18 protein-coding genes are annotated in these 23590 nt (G+C 71.0%); 8 read left to right on the forward strand and 10 right to left on the reverse strand.

Going from position 1 to position 23590, the window contains the following annotated elements:
• The first annotated feature begins 130 nt into the window (after window positions 1-130).
• From POL25_RS12590 to POL25_RS12600, 3 genes are all read left to right on the forward strand, one after another.
• Window positions 131-3154: a PAS domain-containing protein gene (locus POL25_RS12590; RefSeq protein ID WP_272086220.1), complete on the forward strand. Its 3024-nt coding sequence runs from the start codon at window positions 131-133 to the stop codon at window positions 3152-3154.
• Between the two features lie 319 nt (window positions 3155-3473).
• Window positions 3474-4205 carry a RadC family protein gene (gene radC / locus POL25_RS12595; protein WP_272086221.1) on the forward strand — a complete coding sequence of 244 codons (732 nt, stop codon included), beginning with the start codon at window positions 3474-3476 and terminating at the stop codon, window positions 4203-4205.
• A 43-nt stretch (window positions 4206-4248) separates the two neighbouring features.
• Entirely contained in the window at window positions 4249-5028 is a 780-nt protein-coding gene (locus POL25_RS12600; protein ID WP_272086222.1) for an SDR family oxidoreductase, read from the forward strand.
• A gap of 130 nt (window positions 5029-5158) precedes the next feature.
• Here the strand turns inward: POL25_RS12600 and POL25_RS12605 are convergent, their stop codons facing one another.
• The 7 genes from POL25_RS12605 to POL25_RS12635 form a co-directional block, all read right to left on the reverse strand.
• Window positions 5159-6112: a DNA-methyltransferase gene (locus POL25_RS12605; protein ID WP_272086223.1), complete on the reverse strand. Its 954-nt coding sequence runs from the start codon at window positions 6110-6112 to the stop codon at window positions 5159-5161.
• Window positions 6113-6340: 228 nt separating this feature from the next.
• Entirely contained in the window at window positions 6341-7252 is a 912-nt protein-coding gene (locus POL25_RS12610; RefSeq protein ID WP_272086224.1) for an alpha/beta hydrolase, read from the reverse strand.
• A gap of 21 nt (window positions 7253-7273) precedes the next feature.
• On the reverse strand, window positions 7274-8386 hold the full coding sequence (locus tag POL25_RS12615; RefSeq protein ID WP_272086225.1) for an MBL fold metallo-hydrolase: 1113 nt from the start codon (window positions 8384-8386) through the stop codon (window positions 7274-7276).
• 162 nt (window positions 8387-8548) lie between these two features.
• The gene (locus POL25_RS12620; protein ID WP_272086226.1) at window positions 8549-9253 is read right to left on the reverse strand and encodes a glutathione S-transferase N-terminal domain-containing protein; all 705 of its coding nucleotides are present in this window, start codon (window positions 9251-9253) and stop codon (window positions 8549-8551) included.
• 231 nt (window positions 9254-9484) lie between these two features.
• A complete protein-coding gene (locus POL25_RS12625; protein WP_272086227.1) occupies window positions 9485-10135 on the reverse strand; it encodes an HNH endonuclease family protein in 651 nt (216 codons plus the stop codon).
• A complete protein-coding gene (locus POL25_RS12630) occupies window positions 10132-11487 on the reverse strand; it encodes an AAA family ATPase (RefSeq protein ID WP_272086228.1) in 1356 nt (451 codons plus the stop codon). The genes POL25_RS12625 and POL25_RS12630 overlap by 4 nt, the downstream gene beginning before the upstream one ends.
• A gap of 173 nt (window positions 11488-11660) precedes the next feature.
• Window positions 11661-13217 carry an aldo/keto reductase gene (locus POL25_RS12635; RefSeq protein WP_272086229.1) on the reverse strand — a complete coding sequence of 519 codons (1557 nt, stop codon included), beginning with the start codon at window positions 13215-13217 and terminating at the stop codon, window positions 11661-11663.
• A 136-nt stretch (window positions 13218-13353) separates the two neighbouring features.
• Here POL25_RS12635 and POL25_RS12640 point away from each other — a divergent pair, with 136 nt between their 5' ends.
• From POL25_RS12640 to POL25_RS12650, 3 genes are read left to right on the forward strand one after another with little or no spacing between them, the layout of a single operon-like run.
• Window positions 13354-15528 (forward strand): ABC transporter transmembrane domain-containing protein, encoded by a 2175-nt coding sequence (locus POL25_RS12640; protein WP_272086230.1) that lies wholly within the window; start codon window positions 13354-13356, stop codon window positions 15526-15528.
• A gap of 28 nt (window positions 15529-15556) precedes the next feature.
• Window positions 15557-16099, forward strand: coding sequence for an SET domain-containing protein (locus tag POL25_RS12645; protein WP_272086231.1), 543 nt, complete (start codon window positions 15557-15559; stop codon window positions 16097-16099).
• A gap of 44 nt (window positions 16100-16143) precedes the next feature.
• On the forward strand, window positions 16144-17010 hold the full coding sequence (locus POL25_RS12650; protein ID WP_272086232.1) for a tetratricopeptide repeat protein: 867 nt from the start codon (window positions 16144-16146) through the stop codon (window positions 17008-17010).
• 48 nt (window positions 17011-17058) lie between these two features.
• Here POL25_RS12650 and POL25_RS12655 read toward each other — a convergent pair whose 3' ends face one another.
• Entirely contained in the window at window positions 17059-18150 is a 1092-nt protein-coding gene (locus tag POL25_RS12655; protein WP_272086233.1) for a hypothetical protein, read from the reverse strand.
• A 46-nt stretch (window positions 18151-18196) separates the two neighbouring features.
• Complete coding sequence (locus POL25_RS12660) at window positions 18197-19471, reverse strand: hypothetical protein (RefSeq protein WP_272086234.1); 1275 nt, start codon at window positions 19469-19471, stop codon at window positions 18197-18199.
• A gap of 795 nt (window positions 19472-20266) precedes the next feature.
• Between POL25_RS12660 and POL25_RS12665 the strand changes: the two genes are divergently transcribed.
• On the forward strand, window positions 20267-21352 hold the full coding sequence (locus POL25_RS12665; protein WP_272086235.1) for a hypothetical protein: 1086 nt from the start codon (window positions 20267-20269) through the stop codon (window positions 21350-21352).
• Window positions 21353-21356: 4 nt separating this feature from the next.
• On the opposite strand, the gene POL25_RS12670 is transcribed toward POL25_RS12665, so the two are convergent.
• Window positions 21357-22814, reverse strand: a complete 1458-nt coding sequence (locus POL25_RS12670) for a hypothetical protein (RefSeq protein WP_272086236.1) — start codon at window positions 22812-22814, stop codon at window positions 21357-21359.
• Here POL25_RS12670 and POL25_RS12675 point away from each other — a divergent pair.
• On the forward strand, window positions 22792-23313 hold the full coding sequence (locus POL25_RS12675) for a hypothetical protein (protein ID WP_272086237.1): 522 nt from the start codon (window positions 22792-22794) through the stop codon (window positions 23311-23313). The genes POL25_RS12670 and POL25_RS12675 overlap by 23 nt on opposite strands.
• The last annotated feature ends 277 nt before the right edge of the window (window positions 23314-23590 follow it).

Here is a 23590-nt window from a genome sequence, read left to right on the forward strand (position 1 = left end):
ATCTGCGAGATCCCGCGGCGAAGCAGCCACGGGCGCGCGCGCGTCGACGCGGCGGCACCCGAGCCCGCGTGCGCCCCCTCATGAGATGGTTGCCGCCACCGCGCCGCCGTGTTGTCATCCTTCCTCCAGGATGCCGCCCTCGCTCCGCGACCTGCTCGAGGACAGCGACGAAAAGTTCGCGGCGGTCGACCCTGACGGGCGCGTCCTCGTCTGCAGCCGCACGCTGCGCGAGGCGCTCGGCTGGTCCGAAGACCAGGTCGCAACGGCCAGCCTGGTGGCGGCCGCGGCGCCGGAGTACCGCGACAAAGTGCGCGACCTCCTGGCCCGGGTGTTCGCCGGCGAGCCCGACATCCGCGGCCACACCGTGATGACCGCGCGGGACGGCCGCGAGCTCGAGCTCTACCTCCGCATGCACCGGGCCCCCGACGGCGAGAGCGCGTGGGTCGGGGCGCAGTGCGAGCTGGCGCGCGTGCACGGGCAGATCGGCGGTATCCTGGCCACGGCGACCGGGGTCGGCCTGCTCGCGGTCGACATCGCCGGCCGGATCGTCCGCTTCAACCGCGGCGCCGAGCGGCTCTACGGCCTCGCCGCCGAGGACGTGCTGGGCCGCCACTTCGACGTCCTGCCGAGCGATCCCGACGAGGTGGCCGAGCGGATCCGCGAGCTGACGCAGGAGTTCGGGCGCCCGGCGACCAAGCTCGACACGTACACGCTGCGCGCCCGCGAGTACGGCTCGGACGAGCACGCGTCGACGATCCCGCGCGTCGACGGCACCCGCGCCTTCGTCGAGGTGGTGACGTCGCCGCTGCGCGAGGCGACGGGCGAGGTGATCGGCTACGTCGGGATCTTGCGCGACGTGACGGCGACGCGGCTGGCCCAGGCCGAGCACGAGCGGCTGGCCAACCGGCTGCGCGGGGCGCTGCTGGCCAGCACCGACTCGATCGTCGTCACCGAGCGAGTCCTCGACGAAGACGGCGACTTCGACCTCGTGATCGTCGAGGTCAACCCCGGCACCACGCGCTTGATGGCCCGCCCGCGCGAGAAGCTGATCGGCCTGCGGCTGTCGGAGTTCGGCGGCCGGCGGCGCATGTCGACGTTCCTGTCCAAGTACGAGCGGGTGTTCGCCACCGGCGAGACGCTCGACGAAGACATCCGCCTCGACACCGACCTGATGCCCGGGGTCGAGTGGCTGCGCCACCAGGCCGTCCGCGTCGGCGACGGCGTCGCCATCACCGCCCGCGACATCACCAAGCGCAAGCGCAGCGAGGTCCAGCTGCGCAACAGCGAGCAGCGCCTGAGCATGGCCCTCGAGGCCGCCGGCGACGAGCTGTGGGACTGGGACCTGGCCGCCGGCACCGTGTTCTTCACCCGCGGCGACGTGAGCCGCACCTACTCGGAGTCCGAGCTGGCCCACGCGGTCCACCCCGACGACCGCGAGGCTTTCCACGAGGCTGTCCGCAAGCACATGTCCGGAGAGACACCTCTCTTCCAGTGCGAGTACCGGGCGCTGAACGCCAAGGGCAAGCCGCGGTGGGTGCTCGGGCGCGGGCGGCTGGTCGCGCACGACGCGGTCGGCCGGCCGCTGCGGCTGATGGGCACGCAGACCGACATCAGCGCCCGGCGCCGGCAGGAGGACACGCTGCGCCAGGCGGTGCGCGCGGCCGAGGCGGCGAGCCGGGCCAAGAGCGAGTTCCTGGCCCACGTCAGCCACGAGATCCGCACGCCGATGAATGGCATCCTCGGCATGGTCGAGCTGGCGCTGCTCGACGACCCGCCCCCGCCCGCCCCCGCGCGCCTGCGCGTGATCCAGGACTCGGCGCGCTCGCTGCTGTCCGTCATCAACGACCTGCTCGACGTGACCAAGATCGAGGCCGGCAAGCTGGCGCTCGCGCCGGTGCCGTTCGACCTCCACGCGACCATGCAGCGCACCGTCGACGCCCTGCGCCCGCGCGCCCAGGAGCAGGGCCTGCGGTTCGCCGCCGCGCTCGCGCCGGCGGTCCCGCGCTGGCTGGTCGGCGACCCCGACCGCCTGCGCCAGGTGCTGGTCAACCTGATCGGCAACGCGATCAAGTTCACCGCGCACGGCGAGGTCCAGGTCGAGGTCAGCGCCGAGGTCGAGGCCGAGCGAGCCCGCCTGCGCTTCGCCGTCCGCGACACCGGCATCGGCATCGCCCCCGAGCGGCTGACGGCGATCTTCGTCCCGTTCGAGCAGGGCGACGCCTCGACCACGCGCCGCTTCGGCGGCACCGGCCTCGGCCTGACGATCGCCGACCGCCTGGTGCGCCTGATGGGCGGCGCGATCGCGGTCGACAGCAAGGTCGGCACCGGCAGCACGTTCTCGTTCGCGGTCGAGCTGGCCTGCGCGACCGAACCCCAGCGGGCCGAGACCCGCCCGCCGCCGGCCAAGCCGTCGCGCGCGACCCGGCGGATGCGCGTGCTGCTGGCCGAGGACCACCCGATCAACCAGCTGGTCGCGGCCGAGATGCTGCGCGGCGCCGGCCACGAGGTCGCGGTGGTCCACGACGGCCACGCGGCGCTGGCCGCCGCCTCGTCGACCCGCTTCGACCTGGTTTTGATGGACGTGCAGATGCCCGGGATGGACGGCTGGGAGGCCGCCGCGGAGATCCGCAAGCACCCCGACCCGCGCGTGCGCTCGGTGCCGATCGTGGCGATGACGGCCCGCGCGACCGAGGCCGACCGCCTCCACAGCCTCGAGCGCGGCATGGACGGCTTCCTCACCAAGCCGGTCCAGATCTCCGACCTGCAGGCCGTGCTCGCCACCATCGGCGAGCGCCCCAACGGCGCGGTCGAGGACTGGGACGCGGTCATGAAGCGCGTCGCCGGGTCGCACAAGACCCTGCTGAAGATGATCGACATGGCCCGCGACGAGGCGCCCAAGGTGGCCGAGGTGCTGCGCGCGTCGGCCGTGAAGGACCCCGAGGTGATGCGCCAGGCTGCCCACCGCACCGCCGGCACCGCCGCGCTGTTCAGCGCCGGCGAATTGCTCGCCCTCGCCCGCGAGCTCGAAGGCGTCGCCATACAAGCCAGCGAGAGCGAGCGCGTCAGCCGGGTCGAGCGCCTGATCGACGCGATGTTCCGCCTCACCGACGACCTCGTGGCCCGCGGCCGCGAGCTGGCCCGCGAGCCGAGCTGAGATGCTCTTCGGGACATGTCCGTGAGGGCATGTCCCGAGCGACAGCTCGACTGAGGCTCTGCCCCACCGATCTACAGTGCTTCGGGACATGACTCCGAGGTTATGTCCGCGCGAGCATGTCCGCGCCACAGATTTTTCGTCGGCGATGCCGGTCCGCGACGGCGCTCGCCGGGCATCGTGATGACCTGGCCCGAGGGACAGCTTTCCCTCATCCGGCCAGCGGGCGGGCCGGGTGGCCAGCCGGCGGGACACCGCGTGACCGCGGCGCCGCGTCGGCGCCGGCTTTTTCGCTGGCACGCGGCTTGAAGTCCTTCGGGACATGTCCCAAGGGAGTGGTCAAGACTGCGGCGAAGACGAACCGGAGGCCCGCGCGCGGGCGATCGAGCGGCCCCGCGAGCGCATGTACACGTTCGGGCCGGCGGTGCTGAGCAACGTCGAGCTGGTCGCGCTGCTGCTCGGCGGCGGACGGGCCGAGCAGCGGGCGCTGGGGCTGCTGCAGCGGCTCGGCGGGCTGTCGGGGTTGATGCGCGGGCTGCCGCAGGAGCTGGCCGAGTCGCCGGGGATCGGCGAGGCCTCGGCGACCGCGGTGTGCGCGGCGGTCGAGCTGGCGCGGCGCATCGGTCAGCTCCAGCTCCCGGTCGAGGCGGCGGTGCGCGGCTCCGACGACGTGCGCCGGTTCGTCCACGCCCACCTGCGCGGCCGCTCGCAGGAGGTGTTCATGATCCTGGGCCTCGACAGCCGGCGGCGGATCCGCCTGATCAAGGAGGTCGGCCTCGGCAGCGTCGCCCATGTCCACGTCCACCCGCGCGAGGTGTTCCGCCCGCTGACCCAGGCCGGTGCTCACTCGGTGATCCTCGTCCACAACCACCCCAGCGGCGAGCCGAACCCCAGCGAGAGCGACGTCGGCCTCACCCATCGCCTGGTCGAGTGCGGCTGGCTGATGGGCATCCCCGTGGTCGACCACCTCATCGTCACCGACGGCGGCTGCACGTCCATGCTGGCCCTCGGGCTGCTCCCCGAGGCCCCGCTGCACCCGGAGGCCCCGCTGTGACCACGCTGCCGCGCGCGCGCGAATCGTGCTACGTCCTCGCGCCATGGACCTCGGTCTCCAGCACAAAGTCGCGATCGTCACCGGCGGCAGCGAGGGCATCGGGCGCGCCACCGCCCGCGCGCTCGCGCTGGCCGGGGCCCGCGTGGTCATCTGCGCCCGCCGGCCCGAGGTGCTCACCGCGGCGATGCACGAGCTGTCCGCCGAGACCGGCTCCGAGGTGCTCGCCATGCCGGTCGACGTGCGCGAGCCGGCCGACGTCATGCGCCTCGTCGACGGGGTGGTCGCCCGCCTCGGCCGCATCGATGTCCTCGTCAACAACGCCGGCACCGCGGCCGCGGGCCCGTTCGAGTCGATCACCGACGACGCCTGGCAGGACGACCTCGACCTCAAGCTGTTCGCCGCGCTGCGCCTGGTCCGCCTGGTCATCCCGCACATGCGCAAGGCCGGCGGCGGCAGCATCGTCAACCTGCTCAACATCGGCGCCCGTCAGCCTGCGGCCCGCTCGATGCCGTCGTCGGTCAGCCGCGCCGCCGGTCTGGCCCTCTCCAAGGCGCTGTCCAAAGAGCTCGCGCCCGACCAGATCCGCGTCAACGCGGTGCTCATCGGCCTGGTCAAGAGCGGTCAGCACGACCGCAAGCGCAACCCCAGCCTCGACCGTGACCGCTTCTACGCCGACATGGCCCGCCAGGGCCAGGTCCCCCTCGGCCGCGTCGCCGAGGCCGAAGAAGCCGCCGACCTCATCACGTTCCTGGCGTCAGCCCGCGCGGCGTTCATCACCGGCACGGCGATCAACTTCGACGGCGGCGCCAGCGCGGTGCCGTGAGGCCGCCGAGCCTGCCTCGGCGCGTGTCCTTCGGGACATGCTTCGAGAGAACCGGCCGACGTCGCTCGGCGATGGATGTCTCTCGACACATCTCCTTCCTGCCGAACCTGTCCCTCAGGACATCCTCTCTTCAAGCGTCCTGCGGATCGCCCTCGCGGGCCCGTCCGCGGCGCGTCCTCGCGGCCGGGAGCGCGGCCAGGCGCGGGATCCCGGCGGCCGCAGCGGCGAAGAACTCCGGATCGAGCTCGACCCCGACGCTCTCGTAGCCGACCGCGACCGCGGCCGCGATCGTCGAGCCGCCGCCCATGAACGGGTCGAGCACCACGCCGCGGCCGAGCGGCAAGGCAGCACGCACCAGCTGCCGCATCAGCGCCTGCGGCTTGAGCGAGGGGTGAGGCGAGAGCGCGCGCTCCTCGGGCCGGGTCGGCGCGGAGGCGATGACGTCGGCGAACGGCTGGTCAGCGGAGATCCGCCGCAACCCACCGGTGCCCCACCGGCGCAGGTTGTCCTGGACGCGGCCCTCGCACGGCTTGCGAAACAGCCCCCACGGCTCCCACGCGGACCGCGGCATGACTGTGACGTCGGCGAACTCCTCGTGGGCGTTCTTCGGCCGGTCGCCGCCGCGCAAGGTCTGGACCAGGCGGATGATCTCGGCCCGCTTCTCGAACCCGGCCGCGAGGAACGGCCCGTACACGAGGTGCGAGAGCAGCGGGTTGCCGGCGATGAACACGTGCGCGCCAGGGACCAGCACGCGCATGGCCCGGGCGGCGAAGTCGGCGAAGAACCGGGCCATGGCGTCACGCTCGTCGGCCGACAGGACGGTGAAGCGCGGCAGCGGGCTGCGGGTGCTGCCGTCCATGGTCGGGGGGATCCGCCACACCCCGCCGTGACCGCTGCGCAGCTTGGCAGTCTCGAGCGCGGTGTATTCCTTGAGGCCGTAGGGCGGGTCGGTGACGATCGCGTGGATCGATCTCTCGGGCTGCGCGGCCATCCAGCGCAGGCCGTCCGCCCGCACCAGCGTGTACGCGGCCTCGCCGAGCCGGTGCGAGCTCGAGACGAAGCTTTCCTGGTCGGTCGCGACCACGCGCGCGCGAGCCTACCACGCACCGGCGCCCGCACCGACGCGCGGTCCGCTGGCTCCGCGAGCCTCGCCAGCGCGCGCGACCTGCGGACGCTCGCCGAGCGCCTCACGACGCCCAGTCGAGCCCAGCGCTCGCTCAGCCCGCGAACGTGCGCCGAGCGGGCCACGAGACCGCGGCCCGCCTCGGGCGAGCGCGACCCGCGGGCCTTGCAAAGGTGCTCGGCCTGCCCCTCAGACCAACTCGGCGCGCAGGAACTCGCCGATCTTGCGGATCGCCCGCCGGGCCTCGGGGAGCAGACTCGGGAACGCCTGAAACACGTGGATCATGCCGTCCCAGATCTCGAGCTCGACCCGACCCTGCGCCGCCCGCACGCGCTCGGCCAGGCGGATCGAGTCGTCGTGCAGGACCTCGCGCGTGCCGACCTGGATCAGGATCGGCGGCAGGCCGCGCAGGTCGGCGTGGATCGGCGAGATCAGCGGGTGCCGCGGGTCGCCGTCGGGGCCGACGTAGTAGCGGCCGAACGCGGCCATGTCGCCGCCGAGCATCGGGTCGAGAGCGGCGCGCGTGCGCACCGACTCGCCCGTGGCCGCGAGGTCGGTCCACGGCGACAGCATGAACGCGGCGGCCGGCAGCGGCAGCGTCCCGGCGTCGCGCAGGCGCACCAGCGTGGCCGCGGTCAGCCCCCCACCCGCCGAGTCGCCGCCGATGGCGATCGAGCCGGGCGAATAGCCCTGGTCCAGGAGCCATGTGTATCCGGACATGGCGTCGTCGAGCGCGGCCGGGTACGGGTACTCGGGGGCGAGCCGGTAGTCGAGGGCGAGCACGCGGACACGGGCCTCGCGGCTCAGAGCGGCCGTCAGCATCCGGTGCGAGGCGGGCGAGCCGGCGACGTAACCACCGCCGTGGAGGTAGAGCAGGACCTTGTCGGCGCGGGCCCCGACGGCGTGGATCCACTCGCCCGGGACGCCGCCGACCTCGGCCGGCTCGACGTACACGCCAGGCGGCAAGCGGCCCTGCCGGACCCCGCGCTCGATGGTCTTGCGCACGCCCTTGTAGCTGTCCGGCGTGAACTCGCCGATCGGGTGGCGGCGGCGCCAGTAGCGGATCATCTGGTACAGGAGGTGGCTCTGCAGGCTTGCCATGTGTCCCTCAAGACATGTTCTTCAGGCCAGAGAATGAACGAGCGCGCCGGTGTCGATCGGGGCGACGGTGTAGCGCGGCCCGATGCCCCAGGCCAGCGGAGAGCGGACGAAGGGCGAGGAGCAGTAGATGTTGGGGACCTCGCCGCCGGCGTCGCCGCGATCGACGATCGCCTTCTCGAGCACCATGGAGGTGTACTGCGACATGCTGCTCTCGAGCGCGTTACCGTTGAGGACGACCTCGGCGCCGTACTTGACGGCGTGCTCGCGCAGGCTGCGGAGGCCGGAGGCGCGCGGCAAATAGCTCTCGGGGCAGAGGCCGTTCTCGGAGATGGCGAACACGCCGCGGCCGGCGGCGTGGAAGACGATCGAGTGGTTGCCGAGCGTGTGCCCCGGGGTCCACACCAGCGCGAGCCCCTTGCCGAGCCACACCGAGCCCTCGACGACGACGATCCGCTCGGCCGGCACGCCGTCGAGCGCCTCTTCGATCCACCACGGCCGCTGCAGCGGGTGCAGCGCCTGCAGGGTCTCGAGCTCGCGGCGATTGACGATCAGCCGCGCGTTCGGATAGAGCGGCGGCCGCCCGTCTTCGCCGACGAGGCCGCGCCGCAGGTCCTGGACGTGCAGGTGGTCGAAGGTGACGTAGTCGATCTTGGCCGGGTCGACGCCGAGCCGCTTGCGCGCCAGCGCTGCCGGGCCGTCGGCCCTTCGCAGCAGCTCGGGCGACAGCACCGGCAGCAGGTCGCGGCGCAGCTGGTCGAAGAAACCTGCCCTCGCGGACAGGTCGGCCTCGCTCGGGTTGACGAAGATCGTGCGCGCCTGCCCGCTCCAGTCCTCGAACTCGATCAGGTTGCAGCGGTTGCGCATCAGCAGGTACTTCGCCCGGGTCGGCGGCGCCTGCCAGAAGCCGAACGCGACCGGGTACGGGAACGGCAGCAGGTCGATCGTTCGGAAGCCGCGGACGGGGCCGTCGCCGCGGAACTGGCGGGCGAAGGCCTCGCCGCGGGCGCGCATGTCCTCGAGGCGAAACCCGGGCCGCTGCTCGCGCCAGCCGTCGTCGAGCTCGGGGATGGCGCGAAAGTTGGCGGGCAGCTCCGCCGCGCGCGGCGCCGGGACGGTGGAGCTCTCGAACGGCATCGCGGCCACCTTATCGCGCCGGCGAGCGGCCGTCAGCGGCGCAGAGGCATGGGCCGCACGCAGCTTCATGGGCGCGCGCTCGCCAGGGCGGCGACGCTCACGCTCCACGCCAGAAATTCAGCGCGTAGCGGCAGCCTCACGCCCGGCGGCGACCCGCTCGCGTCAGCGCCCGTAGGTCCGCTGCAGGTGGGCGACGGCAGCACCGGCGCCGCGCACATCGACCCCGTGATTGGGGTCGAGCAGGGCCGGCAGTTCGGCGCGACCGGTGCGCTCGGCCAGCTCCGCCATTTTGGCGCTGCCGCGGCCGCAGGTGCGCCAGCGATAGGCGATCTCGCGGGCGCACAGCCACTGGCGGATCTCTCGCGCCTCCGCCGAGGTCTCGTCGGCGAACAGCTCGAGCGGCTGATTCGGCGCCGCGGACGCGAGCGCGCGCACCCGCGGCAGCGCCAGCGAGGCCAGGCCGCTCGACAGCGTCGTCAGCGGCCCGAGCCGCAGCGCCCACGGCACCTCACCGTCGCCGTAGCGGTCGACCAGGTGCTGCACGATCGCCGACGACTCGCGGATCAGCTGCCCCCCGTCGACCAGCTGCGGGAACGGCGGGACCCGCTCGGGGCGGAAGCGCGTGCCACCCGGGGGGCACGGCCGCATCAGCACGTCGAGGTCGAGCCACACCAGCGCCTCGCGGACCTTGCGGCAGAACGGGCACGCCTCGAACTCGTAGAGCACCAGCTCGCCCGTCGGTCGCGGCCCCGTGACGCCCACGCGCCCGCCGAGCCCGAAGCGCGCCGCCGTCGCCACCGCCGAACCCAGCCGCGTCATGCCCTGCCCCTCGCGCGTCGCGTCATGTCCCGTCTCCTCAGCTTGCATGGGCGACAATCGCCGCTGCGCAACCGACGATCGCGCCGGTGGGCCGTGACGGCCCGCGCGGACCATCACCTGTCCCCCGGGACATCCGCCTCGCCGACGCCCGGGCGCGCGCCCGCGAACCTCGATTCGAAATCACCTGTCCCCCAGGACAGCCTCGCCCCGCCGGCGCCCTCCGCGGACCCACCAAAATCACCTGTCCTCGGGGACAGCCTCGCCTCGCCGCCGCTCCCCTCAAGAGCGGGCCTTCGGCAGCTGCTTGCGCAGGAACTCGACCGCGACCTGGCAGAACGGGCGGAACTCCTGCCCGTCGCGGCTCGACCAGCGATCGATCTCCCGCTCGAGCGCCGCGCGCGACCACGTCTTGGTGTCGCTGTATTTCTTGCGCAGGCGGGCCACCAGGCCCTCGATCACCCGGCGCCGCAATTGCCGGAGGTGCGGCGCGTTGAGGCCGAGCACCTGGTCGAGGTCGCGCTCGGCCTCGGCGTCGGCGCCGAACACCCGGCCCTCGACGAAGCCGTAGCGCACGCGGTGCTCGACCCCCGCGATCGGGTCGAGCACCAGCGGGCTCGCGCCCTTGCGCACGTCGCAGTGGCGGATGTCGCGCTGCTCGTGCGTCGGGTTGTCCTGTCCTCCGGGACAGGCGGCCAGCAGGTTGCGGTGCGTCAGCTGCTGCCCGCGGTGCTCGTGCTGCGGCCGCAGGTGCTCGATGCGCAGCGACTCGACCGCGATGCGGTTCATGCAGTAGCAGCAGATCGCGCCCTGCTCGCGCACCAGCGCCCGCCGCAGCTCCTGCTTCCACGGGCCCGGATCTTCGAAGCTGCCGCCGGCCTGGCGGTGCTCCGTCAGCGCCGCCGGCTCGCGGCCCTTGCGGATGTTCTTCATCCCGCCGCCTCGTCGTCGTCCTCGGCCAGGAACTCCATCATGCTGCCGAGGCGGACCACCTCGGCGTCGTGCGGGCCGAAGTCCGCGACGAGCTCGGCCAGCGCCGCCCGGGCCGCGGGCCAGCGCTCCTCGTCGATCAGGCGGGCCACCGCGCGGACCTTCGCGGCCGAGAAGGGCGGGTACTGATCGACGCCCATCACATCGTAGAGGATCGCGTTGCTGTCGCGCCCGAGGGTGTGCGGCGGCTCGTCGACCAATTGAAAGTCGCGCAGCAGCTTGACCTGCTCGCGCGGCACCAGCGACAGCACCTGCGGCGAGTGGGTGGTGACGATGAACTGCAGGTTGGGGAAGGTGCGCTCGAGGTCGGGGATCAGCGTGCGCTGCCACTGCGGGTGCAGGTGCAGCTCGACCTCGTCGACGAGCACGATCCCGCGGCCCTGCAGCGGGTCGGCGAGGTTCGGGTGGGTGATCGCCAGCCGGCGGGCGATGTCGCCGACCAGCACGAGCAGGCCCTGCTCGCCGCCCGACAGCTGCGAGAAGGCCAGCTGGGTGCCGCGCTTGCGCAAGATCAGCGCGGGCCGGCGACCGACCACGAAATCGATGTGGGCCGCGCCGGGCTCGCGCGTGGGCCGGCGACGGAACCGCAGGTCGGTCCAGTCGGGCAGGAACGAGAGGATCGCCCGCCGCACCGCGGCCAGCTGCGGGTCGACGTGGTCGCGGTGCTCGCGGATGAGCTCGTTCTCGAGGTCCTCGCGCAGCAAGAACCACCGCAAGAAGTCTTCGCGCCGGGCCCCGCGCGACCAGCCGTGATCGGCGTACAGCCCCGCGGGCCCCGAGGGCAGCTCGCCGCGGGCGTCGTCCACCTCGGCCTCGACGTAGCGCTCGTGCGAGTAGGTGGCGAGCATCGGCGCGTCGAGCACGACCCCGCGGGCCAGCGCGTCGGCCCAGCGCGCGGCCCAGCTGGCGGTCTGCGGCGTGTCGGGCTGGGCGTGGTGCCAGCGGTCCCACCGGTGCGCGAGCTCGTGGCGCAGCACGAACGACGCCTCGCCCGGCTCCGGGTCGGCGAACAGCTCGTCTTTCGTGGTGATCGCCGGCGGCGTCCACACGAACTCGCCGTGGACCACGCAGCGCTCGGCCCCGGCGCGCACGTCGGCCAGGCTGAGCCGCGACGCGTCCTCGCCGAGCCCGGTGCGGGCCACCGCGAGCGCCAGCAAGTAAGCCACGGCGTCGAGCACCGAGGTCTTGCCGCTCCCGTTGACCCCCACCAGCGCCGTCGTGCGCCCGCGCGAGAGGTCGAGCTCCAGCGACGCGAAGCCGCGGAAGCTCTCGAGCTGCAGCCGATGAATCCGCATCGATCGCCGAACCGGCCGCAGTGTAGGCCCCGGCGCGCGGCGCTCGCAAGTGCGCGCGTTCGTCAGCGCCGCGCGCTGAATCATCGCTACGCGCGGCCTCCGGCCGGTCTCGCCGCGCCGACGCCTCGGGCCGGGCCCCGCGACGGCACCCGCCCGCGCTCACGCGCCGCGCGTCAGTGCTGCGCGCGGCGGCGGAACGCGGCCACCAGCGCCTCGGGCTCGACCCGGCCGGGGCCGACGCCCGGCTTCGGCCGGACCATCCCGAGCGAGGCCATGTCGTGGACGTAGGCCGGGCGGCGCATCCCGACCAGCACGCACGTGACCGGCAGCGCCAGCAGCGTGAGCACGGCCCGGCGCGACAGCGGCAGCCCGCGCCACGCGTCGGGGGTGGCGGCGGCCAGGCGGTCGCCGATCGCGTCGGTGAGGGCCTGCGCGCGGGCGCGGAAGTCGTCCTCGATGGCGTCGAGCGCGGCCAGCATCTGCTGCCCGTACTCGTCCCAGAACGCGCGGAACTCGGGCTGCAGCGCCGGGTCGAGGTCGCTCGTCAGGCTGGCCTCGATCTGCGCGCAGTGGGCCGCGATCACGTTGTTGCGCAGGTGCAGCCAGTGCCCGAGGTCGCGGATCTGGCCGAGCCCGGACTGCAGCTCGCTGCCCCAGCGCAGCAGGTCGCGAATGCCGTCGCCGTACTCGGCGGCCAGGCGCGCCCCCAGGCCCTCGGCCCACTCGCCCTCGAGCCGCTGCAGCGCCCGCAGGATCGGCAGCGGATCTCTCGCCTGGTCTTTGGGACCTGGCGCATCGGCCAGGCGGATCATGTGCGGCCCCTCGCCCTCGTCGACGAACGCGTTGAGCGGGCGGTTGACGAGCAGCGCCAGGCCCTCGCGGCGGGCCAGCGCCACCACCGAGGGCGCGCCGTCGGGCTGGGCCTCGGTCAGGGCGCCGAGCTCGTAGAGGTTGAGCGGCAGCTCGGCGACGGCGAAGTGGTGCAGCGCGCCGCCGACCTCGCGCGCGAGCGCCAGCGCGCGGCCGAGCGAGACGTACTGGCCGCTGTCCGCCGGCTCGACGAAGCTGTTGGCCGACACGCCGTACCAGGCGATCTCGCCGCGCTGCACGGCCTGCTCGAGGAACCCGAACGCCTCGCGCAGGCGCCTCTCGAACTCCTCGCGATCCTCGGCCGTGACCTCGTCGGCGCGGTTCTCGCAGTCGATGAAGAAGTACTCAGGGTTGTGCAGCAGGAACACGTCGATCGTCTGCAGCCCGAGGCGTTGGCGGCTGAGCGCCAGCTGGTCGGCGAGGAACTCGGGGTGCAGGCAGTGCCAGCAGCTGTCCTGGTAGCGGACCAGGTCGGGGTACGGCGGCTGGCGCTCGTGGGCGAGCTCGAGCGCGGTGCCCTGCAGGTACCCGGCCTTGGTGACGACGACGATGTCCTCGCGGCCGGCGACGCGGCCCTCGAACAGCTCGCGCAGGACCTGGCCGACGAGGATCTCGCTGCCGCCGTCGCCGTAGTTGGCGCTGGTGTCGACCAGGTTGACGCCGGCGCGCACCGCCTCCTCGAAGGCCTGACGGTGCAGCCCCGACTCGACGTGCACGCGGTAGGCGCCGAAACCGACCGGCGCGACGTGGAGGCCGGTGCGCCCGAGCTGGCGCGCGTCCATGCCGAATCGACGCGCCCGCTCGGCGCTCGCCGCCGGCGCCGCGCGTCCGGGCCACAGAGGTCGCTCTTGCTCGCTCATCGGCGGCGAGCAGTACGACAGGCCGCGAGCACCGTCAACGCCGGCGTCGGCCGCGGGGCGCGCCGCAGCTTGCACGTGCAAGCGCCGGTGGGCGACCATGCGGCTCCGGCTCGGCCGTCCGCCCGAATTCGCGCCCATGTTCAGCGCCCTGCGCCACCTGCTCGAATACCTCCGGCCCTACCGCTTCGAGGTGTCGCTGCTGCTGGCGGGGCTCCTGATCGACCTCGCGTTCAACGTCCTGTTCAGCCTCAGCTTCCAGTACGTCATCGACGAGGCGATCGCCAAGCACGACGAGGCGCTGCTCTACGCGATCCTCGTCGCCCTGCTGGTCGCCGTGGTCGTCGCCGCCGGCGTCGCCATCATGCGCGACTACCTCTACGCCCGCCTCGGCACCGCGGTGATGAACGACCTGCGCCTGCGGATGTTCGAGCACCTGCAGCGGCTGTCGCACAACTTCTACACCCGCATGCAGGTCGGCGACATCCTCGCCCGCTTCTCGACCGACCTCGCCGCGGTCCAGAACGCGGTGATCCTCGCCATCCCCGAGACGATCCTCGGCATCCTCGGCGTCACCACCATCTCGATCCTGCTGTTCATCTTCTCGTGGCAGCTGGCCCTGCTCACGCTGGTCGGCCTGCCGCTGGCGACCCTCGGCCCGCACCTCCTGGGCCCCCGGGCCGAGCGCGACAGCTACCTGGTGCGCCACGAGGAGGCCCAGGTCGCCAGCACCGTGCAGGAGAACCTCGGCGCCCACGCGGTCGTGCGCGCGTTCCAGCTGGCGCCCGAGCAGACCGCCCGGTTCCGCTACAAGCTGCGCTCGCTCTACCGCATCGGCGTGCGCTTCAACCTCAGCACCTATCTGGTCGAGCGCACGCCCAACCTGACCTTCTTGCTGCTGCAGATCGCCGTGTTCGGGTTCGGCGCGGTCAAGACCTTCCACGGCGAGCTGACGCTCGGCTCGCTGGTCGCTTTCAACATCCTGCTCGGCTACCTCAGCACCTACGTCACCGCGCTGACGCGGGTGATGCCGCCGCTGTTGATGGCGGCCGGCGGCATCAAGCGCATCCAGGAGCTGCTCGGCGCGCGCCCGCAGGTGCAGGAGAAGTTCAGCCCCAACACGCTCGGGCCGCTGCGCGAGGCGATCACGTTCCAGGACGTGTCGTTCTCGTACACCGGCGAGCACAAGAACCTCGACCGCGTGAACCTGCGGATCTCTCGCGGCACCACGGTGGCGATCGTCGGCGCCAGCGGCTCGGGCAAGAGCACCGTGCTCGGCCTGCTGGCCCGCTTCTACGATCCGGACGACGGCACCGTCGCGTTCGACGGCGCCGACATCCGCGCCGCCTCGTTCGACTCGCTGCGCGGCCAGCTCGGCATCGTGTTCCAGGACAGCTTCCTCTTCGACACGACGGTCCGCGAGAACATCCGCATGGGCCGCCTCACCGCCACCGACGACGAGGTCGAGAAGGCCGCGCGCGCGGCCGAGATCCACGACCTCGTCGCCGGCCTGCCCGAGGGCTACAACACCGTGGTCGGCGAACGCGGCAGCCGGCTGTCGGGCGGCCAGCGCCAGCGGTTGGCGATCGCCCGCGCGATCCTCCGCGACCCGCAGATCCTGCTGCTCGACGAGGCGACGTCGGCGCTCGACCCGACCACGGAGGCCGCGATCAACGGCACGCTCGAGCGCCTCGGTCGCGACCGCACCGTCATCGGCGTGACGCACCGCCTGGCTTCGACGCGGCTCGCCGACCTGATCCTCGTGTTCGACAAGGGCCGCCTGGTCGAGCAGGGCAACCAGCGCGAGCTGCTCGCGGTCGACGGCCTCTACCGGCGGTTGTGGAACAAGCAGCAGGGCCTGGTCGTGTCCGAGGACGGCACGCGCGCCGAGGTCGAGCCCGAGCGCCTGCGCGCGATCCCGATCCTCAGCACCCTGTCCGACACGATGCTCGCCGCGGTCGCGCGCACCTTCCTCAGCGAGCGCTTCAGCGAGGGCCGCCCCGTCATCCTCGAGGGCGACACCACCGTGGAGAAGTTCTACATCGTCGCTCGCGGCAAGGTCGCCGTGCTCAAGCGCCAGGAGGACGGCAGCGACAAGCAGATCGCCGCGCTGCAAGAGGGCGACTACTTCGGCGAGGTCGCGCTCCTGCGCGACGCCCCGCGCAACGCGACCATCCGCACGCTGACCCCGTGCATCTTGCTGACGCTGCAGCGCCGGCAGTTCCTCGAGCTGATCCAGAGCGACCCACGGCTCAGCCACGAATTCGACTCGGTGGTCCGGGCCCGGGTACACCCCGTGACGACGACGGCGTGAGCGCGCCGCGGCGGAGACCGGACCGAGGATGACGCACGAATCAGAGGGGCATGGGGTGGCTGGTGCGGAGCGTCTGCAGGACCTCGCGGGGTCGCGGGACGCCGCAGAGTCACCGCCGCGGTCGGTCGCCTCGCCGAAGATCGAGCTGCGGGCCGCGGCGCTCGGGCGCGGCGTGTTCGCGACCGAGGCGATCGCGGCCGGCGAGCTGCTGATCCGTCTGGCGCCGGTGTTCGTCGCCACCGCCGGGCAGTACACGATCCAGCTCGACGAGGACCGTCACCAGGCCGGCACCGGCGAGATCGACGATTTCCTCAATCATTGCTGCGAGCCGAGCGCCGCCCTCGACGCCGAGCAGCTGTGCTTCGTGGCCGTGCGGCCGCTCGCGCCGGGTGACGAGGTCACCTTCAACTATCTGACCTCCGAATGGGACATGGCCGAGGCGTTCGCCTGCCGCTGCGGCGCCGGCCGTTGCTTCGGCGACATCCGCGGCTTCCGTTACCTCGGCCGCGACCGGCAGGAGGCGCTCGCCGCCCTCGTCACGCCGTTCCTGCGCCGACGCGCCGGCCTCTGAGCTTGCCAAGCGCGGGCGCGCGCCCCTATCATCGCCGGCCGAACATGTCGATGCAGCTCCTGGTGTCCGCCCTCGTCAGCGTCGCAATGGTCGCGCCCGCCTCGTCGGCGACGAAGCCGACCGCCGAGGGCAGCGCCGCCGCGTCGGCGCCGACCACCGGCGAGGACGCCAAGCTGAAGCGCGCCGAGGAGCTGTTCCTCAACGGCCGCCAGCTGTTCAAAGAGGGCTCGTACGAGGCCGCGATCCTGGCGTTCCAGGAGAGCTACGAGCTGTCGCGGCTGCCCGAGATCCTCTACAACATCGGCAACTCCTACGAAAAGCTCGGCGACTTCGCCAACGCTCGCAAGTACCTCGACCAGTATCGGGCCTTCGCGCCGGAGAAGGAGCGCGAGCTGCTGGGTCGGCGGATCCAGAACCTCGACCAGCGCCTGCGCGAGCAAGAGGACCGGGCCCGCGCCGAGCGCGAGCGGCAGGAGCAGGAGGCCAAGCAGGCCGAGCCCGGCCCCGTCGCGCCGCCGCCCGTAACCCCCGCCGAGCCCGCGCCCGAGCCCAAGAAGGACCGCGTGTTCGGCCCCGCCGCCGGCGTCCTCACCGGCGTCGCCGTCGTCGGCCTCGGCCTCGGCATCGGCTTCGGCGTCAGCGCCCAGAGCCAGCGCAACCAGGCGCTCGAGCACTGCAGCGCGGCCGGCGAGCAGACCTACTGCGACGTCGACGCGCGACCGTTCCTCGACGCCCAGAAGTCGCGCGCGCTCGGTGCCGACATCAGCTTCGCCATCGCCGGCGCGGCGGCGATCGCCGTGATCGCCATCGTCGCGGTCAAGGCGACCCGCAAGAAGCGCGAGCAGACCGCCCGCTTGACCCCGTGGGGCAGCCCGCGCGGCGCCGGCCTGGCGCTCGGCTTCCGCTTCTAGGCTCTTTGAGGCTTCGTCCGCTCGGAGACCGACGAGCTCCCGACGACCTCACTGCCGCGTCGCGCGAAACTCCACCGTCTCCGCCTCGATGAACCCGCGCAAGACGACGGAGTACCGCCCCGGCTCGAGCCAGTGCGTCTCCGTCATCGATCCTTCGAGCACCGCGTTGTAGCCGCGCAGCCAGGCGCAGCCGTCGCACTCTGCGATGAGCGCCTGTCCGCGTGTGCCCTCGCCTTCTGGCGTCACCACCGAGATCTCGTACTCGCCGGTTTCGGCGATCTCGATCGTCCGACGCAGCTCCAGATGGGTCTCTCCGAAGACGATCGGCTCCCCCGGCGGCTGCATCCCGCCCAAGACCTCCGGGTCGTCGCAACTCAGCGAGCTCGTCCAGATGAAATTCCCGGCGAGGTCGGCCATCAGCGCCGGCGCGTCGCACTCTAGCCGCGGCAAGGACGGGAGGGAGGAAGGGCACTCCGTCGCCGCGAGGTACTCCTCGCTCAGCGCATCGAGCGACACGCCGTAACTGGCACGCACGGCCTTGTCCCAGTCGACGAGATCAGACGCTTCCGGCACGTCCCGGTACAGCGCCGCGAAGCGCTCCGCGCCATGGACCTGCAGGAGGTACCTGACGAAGCGCGACGCCACCGGATAGCCGGCGCCGTCCGTGATTCCGCTGCGATCGAGCGTCATGTAAGGACGAGGGTCACCCTCCTCCATCGGACCGTCGATCACAGCGTCCGCGAAGCCTTCGGCGAGGAACGGTGCTGCCGAGACGTTCAGTTGGTTCGCAATGGTATGCACGATCTCGTGCGGCGACATCGCTCCATGCCCGGCGGAGCGCAGCCCAACCGCGCATCCGAACGCAGCGGCGCAGAACGGATCTTCGGCCCAAACCGCCGCATAGTCGACCTCTGTCAGCCAGTAGTATGCGACCTGCTTCAGCCTCTCGACCGACAGATCGAGCAACTCGGCCGCGCGTCGCGCCGTCGCGTCGTACGATGCGACGGTTCCTCCGCAGAGCTCGAGCCCCAAGCTGTAGTGATAGTCGACGAGGTCGCCATGGACGACCTCCGTCTCAGGCATCTGCTCGTGGCAAGCCGCCACCAGAGCGACCGCGAGAAGACATGTCCGGCCCTGCATCGCAGAACGTTGTACCACCCTGGCTCGGCGCGAGTGCCGCACCCAGTCAGTTCGTCACCAAGGACAGTACTCCGAGAGTCCCCTCATGGGTGTAGCTCATCGTGAGCGACAAGACGTCGTCTCGGAGCGTACCGGAGAGCTGTTCGACTTGAATCATGGACAGCAGGGGCCCGACATCGGGAACTGGAATGTCCAGGATACTCGCACCTTCCGCCCAGCCCCGTAGAACCGCCGAATCCAGGGGGAATGTCACGGACCCTCGCGCAAGGTACCACTCACCCTGCAGTTCCTCGGCGAGTTGGAAGTCCGCGCCCCAAATCTCATAAGAGTACTGCGCACCCGCCGCATCGGTGTAGATACCGATCACCGGTGTACTGTGCATTTCCATCGCGTCGATCACGAGATCGCACTTCGTCGCAGTGCAATTCTCTGCCTTCATGGCCAGATATCCCTGAAGACCAGTCTGCGACGAACTTCCTCCATCCGAACCGGCAACACTGAGCGTCGCCGTGAAGCTCTTGATCGACGAGTCGCCGCCCCACACGGGCATCACGTAATTGCAGAATGCTTTCCCGTCGTCCGGGTCATGGAGATGGACATGCGAGTCGAAGAAGGTTGTACTGCAGTCCCAGGTGTCTTGCTCCGGGAGAACGCTCTCATCCGAGAACAGACCGTCTTCACGGTTCTTGCGCTCCATCGCGCAGTCCATTGCACACTCCATAGCAGCTTCCGATTTCGTGCCCATCCCACATGGAATCGCCGTTCCTAATTCCTGCCAGCACTTGCGGTGGTTTGCGGGATCCGCAAGGGCTTCTGCGCGCTTCATGGCATCCGTCATTTCATCGGTCTTCATGAAGTAGAAACACATGTCTCTGGCGCCAATTTCAAGATTCTCATCCCACTTACAATACCAGGTCCCCGATTCCTCGGGCCCTTCGGTCTCGGTGCCTCCCGTCTCGCTGCCGCCGTCGCTGGTCGTGGGGTCGTTGTTCGGCAAGCTTGGAGGATGGGAATTCTCGGCACAAGGCGTGATAATTTGCGCCTCGTTGTACCAATCGCAGGAGGCGCCATATTCAGCGTTCCACCCCCCGGGAACATCTTGTGGATAATGGCCGAAATAATGATAAGCACACAGTTCCTCCTCGGTGTACCCTCCTCCATAGCCACACAAATGCGGCACGCAGAGCAGGTTTCCATCACAACTCAGCCATTTGGCCGTGAATGCATCGCCTGTCGCCGAGTCGGTTCCCCACCCCAGGGGACATCCGTCACAGCCATCACACGAGGCTGCAGCCATCGAGATTGTTACGAATGCGAGCATGCGACGAGTTAAGAACCAGCGAGATGATGCCATGAGTCACTTCTACATCATATGATGTCTCTCTGTCAGCATGAACTCCGTGCCGATTCAGTGGGTCGGCACACGGGGGCTTCGCTGAGTTCTCGTCGCGAGGGCTGAAGATTCGTTTTCGGTTGCGAGCTCCCGGCTTCTGTGCCAACTACGTCACAGACCGAGACTGTAGCAATATCGCTCGCCCTGTATCCGACATCTGCGACCGGGGAAAAGCTCGGCGACTTCTCCAACGCTCGCAAGTACCTCGACCAGTATCGGGCCTTCGCGCCGGACCCCAGACTCTCTATGAGTTCGACGACCCCACGTGTGGACGCGGCGTCGTCTGCATCGGCGCCGATAGCTACTTCGAAGCCTGCGCCGTCGAGTGCGACGACAACAGCGACTGCCCGCGCGAGGGCTACGAGTGCCGCATCATGCCGACCCTCGGCGTGCCCGACGACCCCAAATTCTGCCTCATGACCGACGCCCACGAGTTCTAGTGGATGCCTCCCTGCACCGGTCGGCGGCCCGCTGCAGGCCGATGCCACGAGCTGCACGCCGCGCATGCCGGGACGCAGCTCGCCCCGTCCGTGAGCAGCCCGCACGGCGCCGGCCTCGCGCTGGCAGTGACTTCCAAGCTCTTGGTGTGGAAGTTAGCGCCACGCTCAGCGAGTCGTCGACGACGAGCGGTGATGGGGCAGAGCGCTGGCGCACCTGCAAGAGCGCGCGAGACATGCGCTGCCGCCGATGAAAATGCCCGCGGCCGGCGCTATACTGCCAGCGATGCGGCGCCTCGCGCTCACGATCCTCACGCTCGCGGCTTGCAACGACCGCGACGGGCAGGGTTCGGGCTTCAGCACCAGCATCACCACCGCGCCGCAGAGCACCTCGACTTCATCCTCGTCCAGCGGCGAAGCTTCATCATCGTCGACATCCTCGGCAGGCACGAGCGAGGGCTCGACCGCCGCCGCCTCGACTGGTTCGACCACCGCGAGCGGCGTCCCCGACTTCGGCATGACCCCTGACGGCGGCGACGGCCCCCCGCCCGGCTGCAAGGGCAAGGTCGACTTCCTGTTCACGATCAGCGGCTCGTGGACGATGGCGCCCAAGCAAGCGCGGCTCAAGGCCAGCTTCCCCGGCTTCATCGACACGCTCGAGAGCGAGTTCGCCGACTTCGACTATCACATCCTGTCCGCCAACACGGCCCCCTTCTGGGGCTATCCGAGCTGCGCGGGCTGTCAGGACACCTGCGCCGAGCTGCCCGAATTCCCGTGCGGCGTGGCGCCGCAGCCGTGCGACCTCGTCCGCGGCGCCGGCATGACCTACCCGATCGGCAAGGACGCCAGCAACAAGCGCTGCCAGCTCGACAGCGGCCTCCGCTACATCACCGCCGGTCAGCCCGACCTCGAGGACGCGTTCACCTGCATCGCCTCGATGGGCACCAACGGCTCCGATCTGGTCGCACAAGTCACCGTGGCGGCCCTCGCCGAAGAGCTGAACGAAGCGCCGGGCGCCTGCAACGAGGGCTTCCTCCGCGATGACGCGCTGCTCGTCGTCGTCGCCATCCAGGACACCTACGACGACCAGGACAGCGAGGGCACTCCGAAGGACTGGCGAGACGCCCTGGTGGAAGCGAAGGGCGGCGACGCCGACGCCGTGGTCCTCCTCGTGATCTCGACCGATGTCGACGATCCCGAGGGCCTGTGCGGCTACCATCCGCAAGGTGTCGAGCACGAGCTGCGCACCTGGACCGAGCTCATGCAGCCCAATGCCCTGTTCGGCTCGATCTGCGCCCCGGGCTATGGCGACTACTTCGCCACCATCGCCACGATGATCAAGGCGCAGTGCGACGTGTTCGTGCCGCAGTGAAGCCCTACGGGTAGAGGCGCAGCGCGAAGGCCCGCGGCTGCAACGCGGCGAACTCGCTGCCCACCACGTACGTGTGGCCCCACGGGTCGACCGCCAGGCCCGCGGCCTCGTCGGGCCCCTGTCCCGGTCCGTTGCGGATCACCTGCCACGTCGGCGCTCCGACTGCCCCGGGCACGGCGAAGATCCAGGCGTTGGCGTCGGTCTTCGGCTGCTGCACCGCCCCGGCGATCACGATCTTGCCCTCTCGATCCTCACCGACCGCGAAGCCGACGGCATCGTTCGCTGGCGTCGGCTCGATCCGCATCGCCACCATCTCGCCCTCGGCCGAGAACCAGCGCGTCATCACCTGTCGGATCGAGCCCTTGTCGCGGGCCCAGCCGACGGTCACGAAGCCTCCGGCGCCCAGCGGTGCGACGGCCATCGCCCCGTCCTCGTCCAGCTGTTCGCCCGGCGAGGTCCACTCCGCGAGCGGCTCTCCGTCCAACGTGTGGCGCAGAACCACAGTCCGCTGGACGAAAGCCTGAGCGAGACTCTTGATCTCACGCTCGCCGACCACGACGACCTCGTCGCCGACGATCGCCACCCCACGCGCGACCTCGTCGCGCAGGTTCTGGGGATCCTCCACAGCCGCCATCGCGAACGAGCGCGACGCGACGATCTCTCCGGTGTCCGCCGCGACCCACCAGACCCGGAGGTCATGCGTCCCCGCGCCGGTCGTCAGCGATCCCGCGAGCACGAGCGTATCCCCGACCACCGCGAGCGCGTGGACCGACGTCTTGGCCGGCCCGGACCACACGGGACCCTTCGGCTCGCCGAACACCACCCGCGACACGGCCCAGCGCGTCGTCGGCCCGCTCGGTTGTGTCCACGCCACGAACGTCGCATCACCACCGACCGCCACCGCCGGCCCACGACCACCGCCGCTCGCTGCCACCGGGCCGAGCACGATCGGCCCGCCCTGCGGCAGCCCCGTCGTCCCGTCGATCCGCACCGCCACCGCCTCGATCCCCTGATTCGTCTCGAAGAAGCCTGCCGTGTCGATCCCGTGCTTGCGCAGCGCCGCACTCGTAAAACCGCTGATCGGCCCCGCCTGCACGAAGGGCGTCCACGCGTCGCTGCCGCCGGGCTGCACGTCGATCATCAGCGGCGCCTCGCCCTCACCGACCCCGCCGTCGGCCGCGTGTGCCACGGCGCGGATCGTGTGCGGACCATCGCCCGGGGCCGCTTCAGAAGTCACCTCGAGCACGTGCAAGGGAGCTGTCGGCGCAGCCGCGAGCACCAGCGGCACATCGCCATCATAGAGATCGATCGAGGTGACCGGCCGCGACGTCGAGACCGAGATCTGCACCTCGCCGACGGCGAGCGCCGGCGACGGGCTCACGAACACCTCGACCTCGATCGGAAGCACCTCCTCCCCGCCCGAGCCCGGCCCCTCGCCCGTGCCGCCCCAAGTTGTCGTCATCGTCACGCTCGACGTACTCGCGGTGCCACCCCAGGTCGTCGTCATCGTGCTCGCGGTGCCGCCACCGGACCCGTTCTCGCTCTCACCGGAGCCGCTCGCGGCGCCCGACGATCCGGTCGAGCAGGCGTCGACCTCGGTGCAGCCGCTGGTGGATTCAGCCGAGGACGTGGCGTCCGTGCTCGGAAACAGCGCCTGGCCGCGATCCCACACGTCGTTGAAGCAACCGCTCGAGGACAGGACCAGCCCGCAAGCGAGCAGCGAGGAGCATGGCGCGGGGAGCTTCGGGGACATCGGGGGCCTCGTGGGGCATTGGCGCAAAAACGCGCACAAAATGCAAGCCCCGCCCAGACGCCGCCAGAACCCTGCCTACGGGCCCCCGGGCGACGTGCCAGGGGCGGACCTCCTCGGCGAATGGGCCGCGGCGCACCCGATGATCGGCCCCAGCGTGGCCATGCGGATCTCCGCCCGACGCGCGAGCGCCACGTCGACATGGCCATGAGAGCATGTCCATTCGGACATGCCCTTTTAGACATGATGCATCGAACATGTCCTCTGACCCATCGCGTCGTACTCTACCCGGACTGCGGCGGGACCTCTTCGCCTGTTCGGTGACTGTCGCAGCAGCGGCCGCGGGCGGCTCCAGATCCGGCGGCGCCAATCGAGCCGAATCAGCGCTCCCGTTCGAACAGCGGCAGCGGCGGCTCCAGCTCCGGCGGCGCCAGTCAAGCCGACTCAGCGCTCCCGCACAGCGGCGGCCTCTGCTCATGCGGCGCCAG

This window comes from Nannocystis bainbridge, from assembly GCF_028368995.1.
In the GTDB taxonomy this organism is placed as follows: domain Bacteria; phylum Myxococcota_A; class Polyangia; order Nannocystales; family Nannocystaceae; genus Nannocystis; species Nannocystis bainbridge.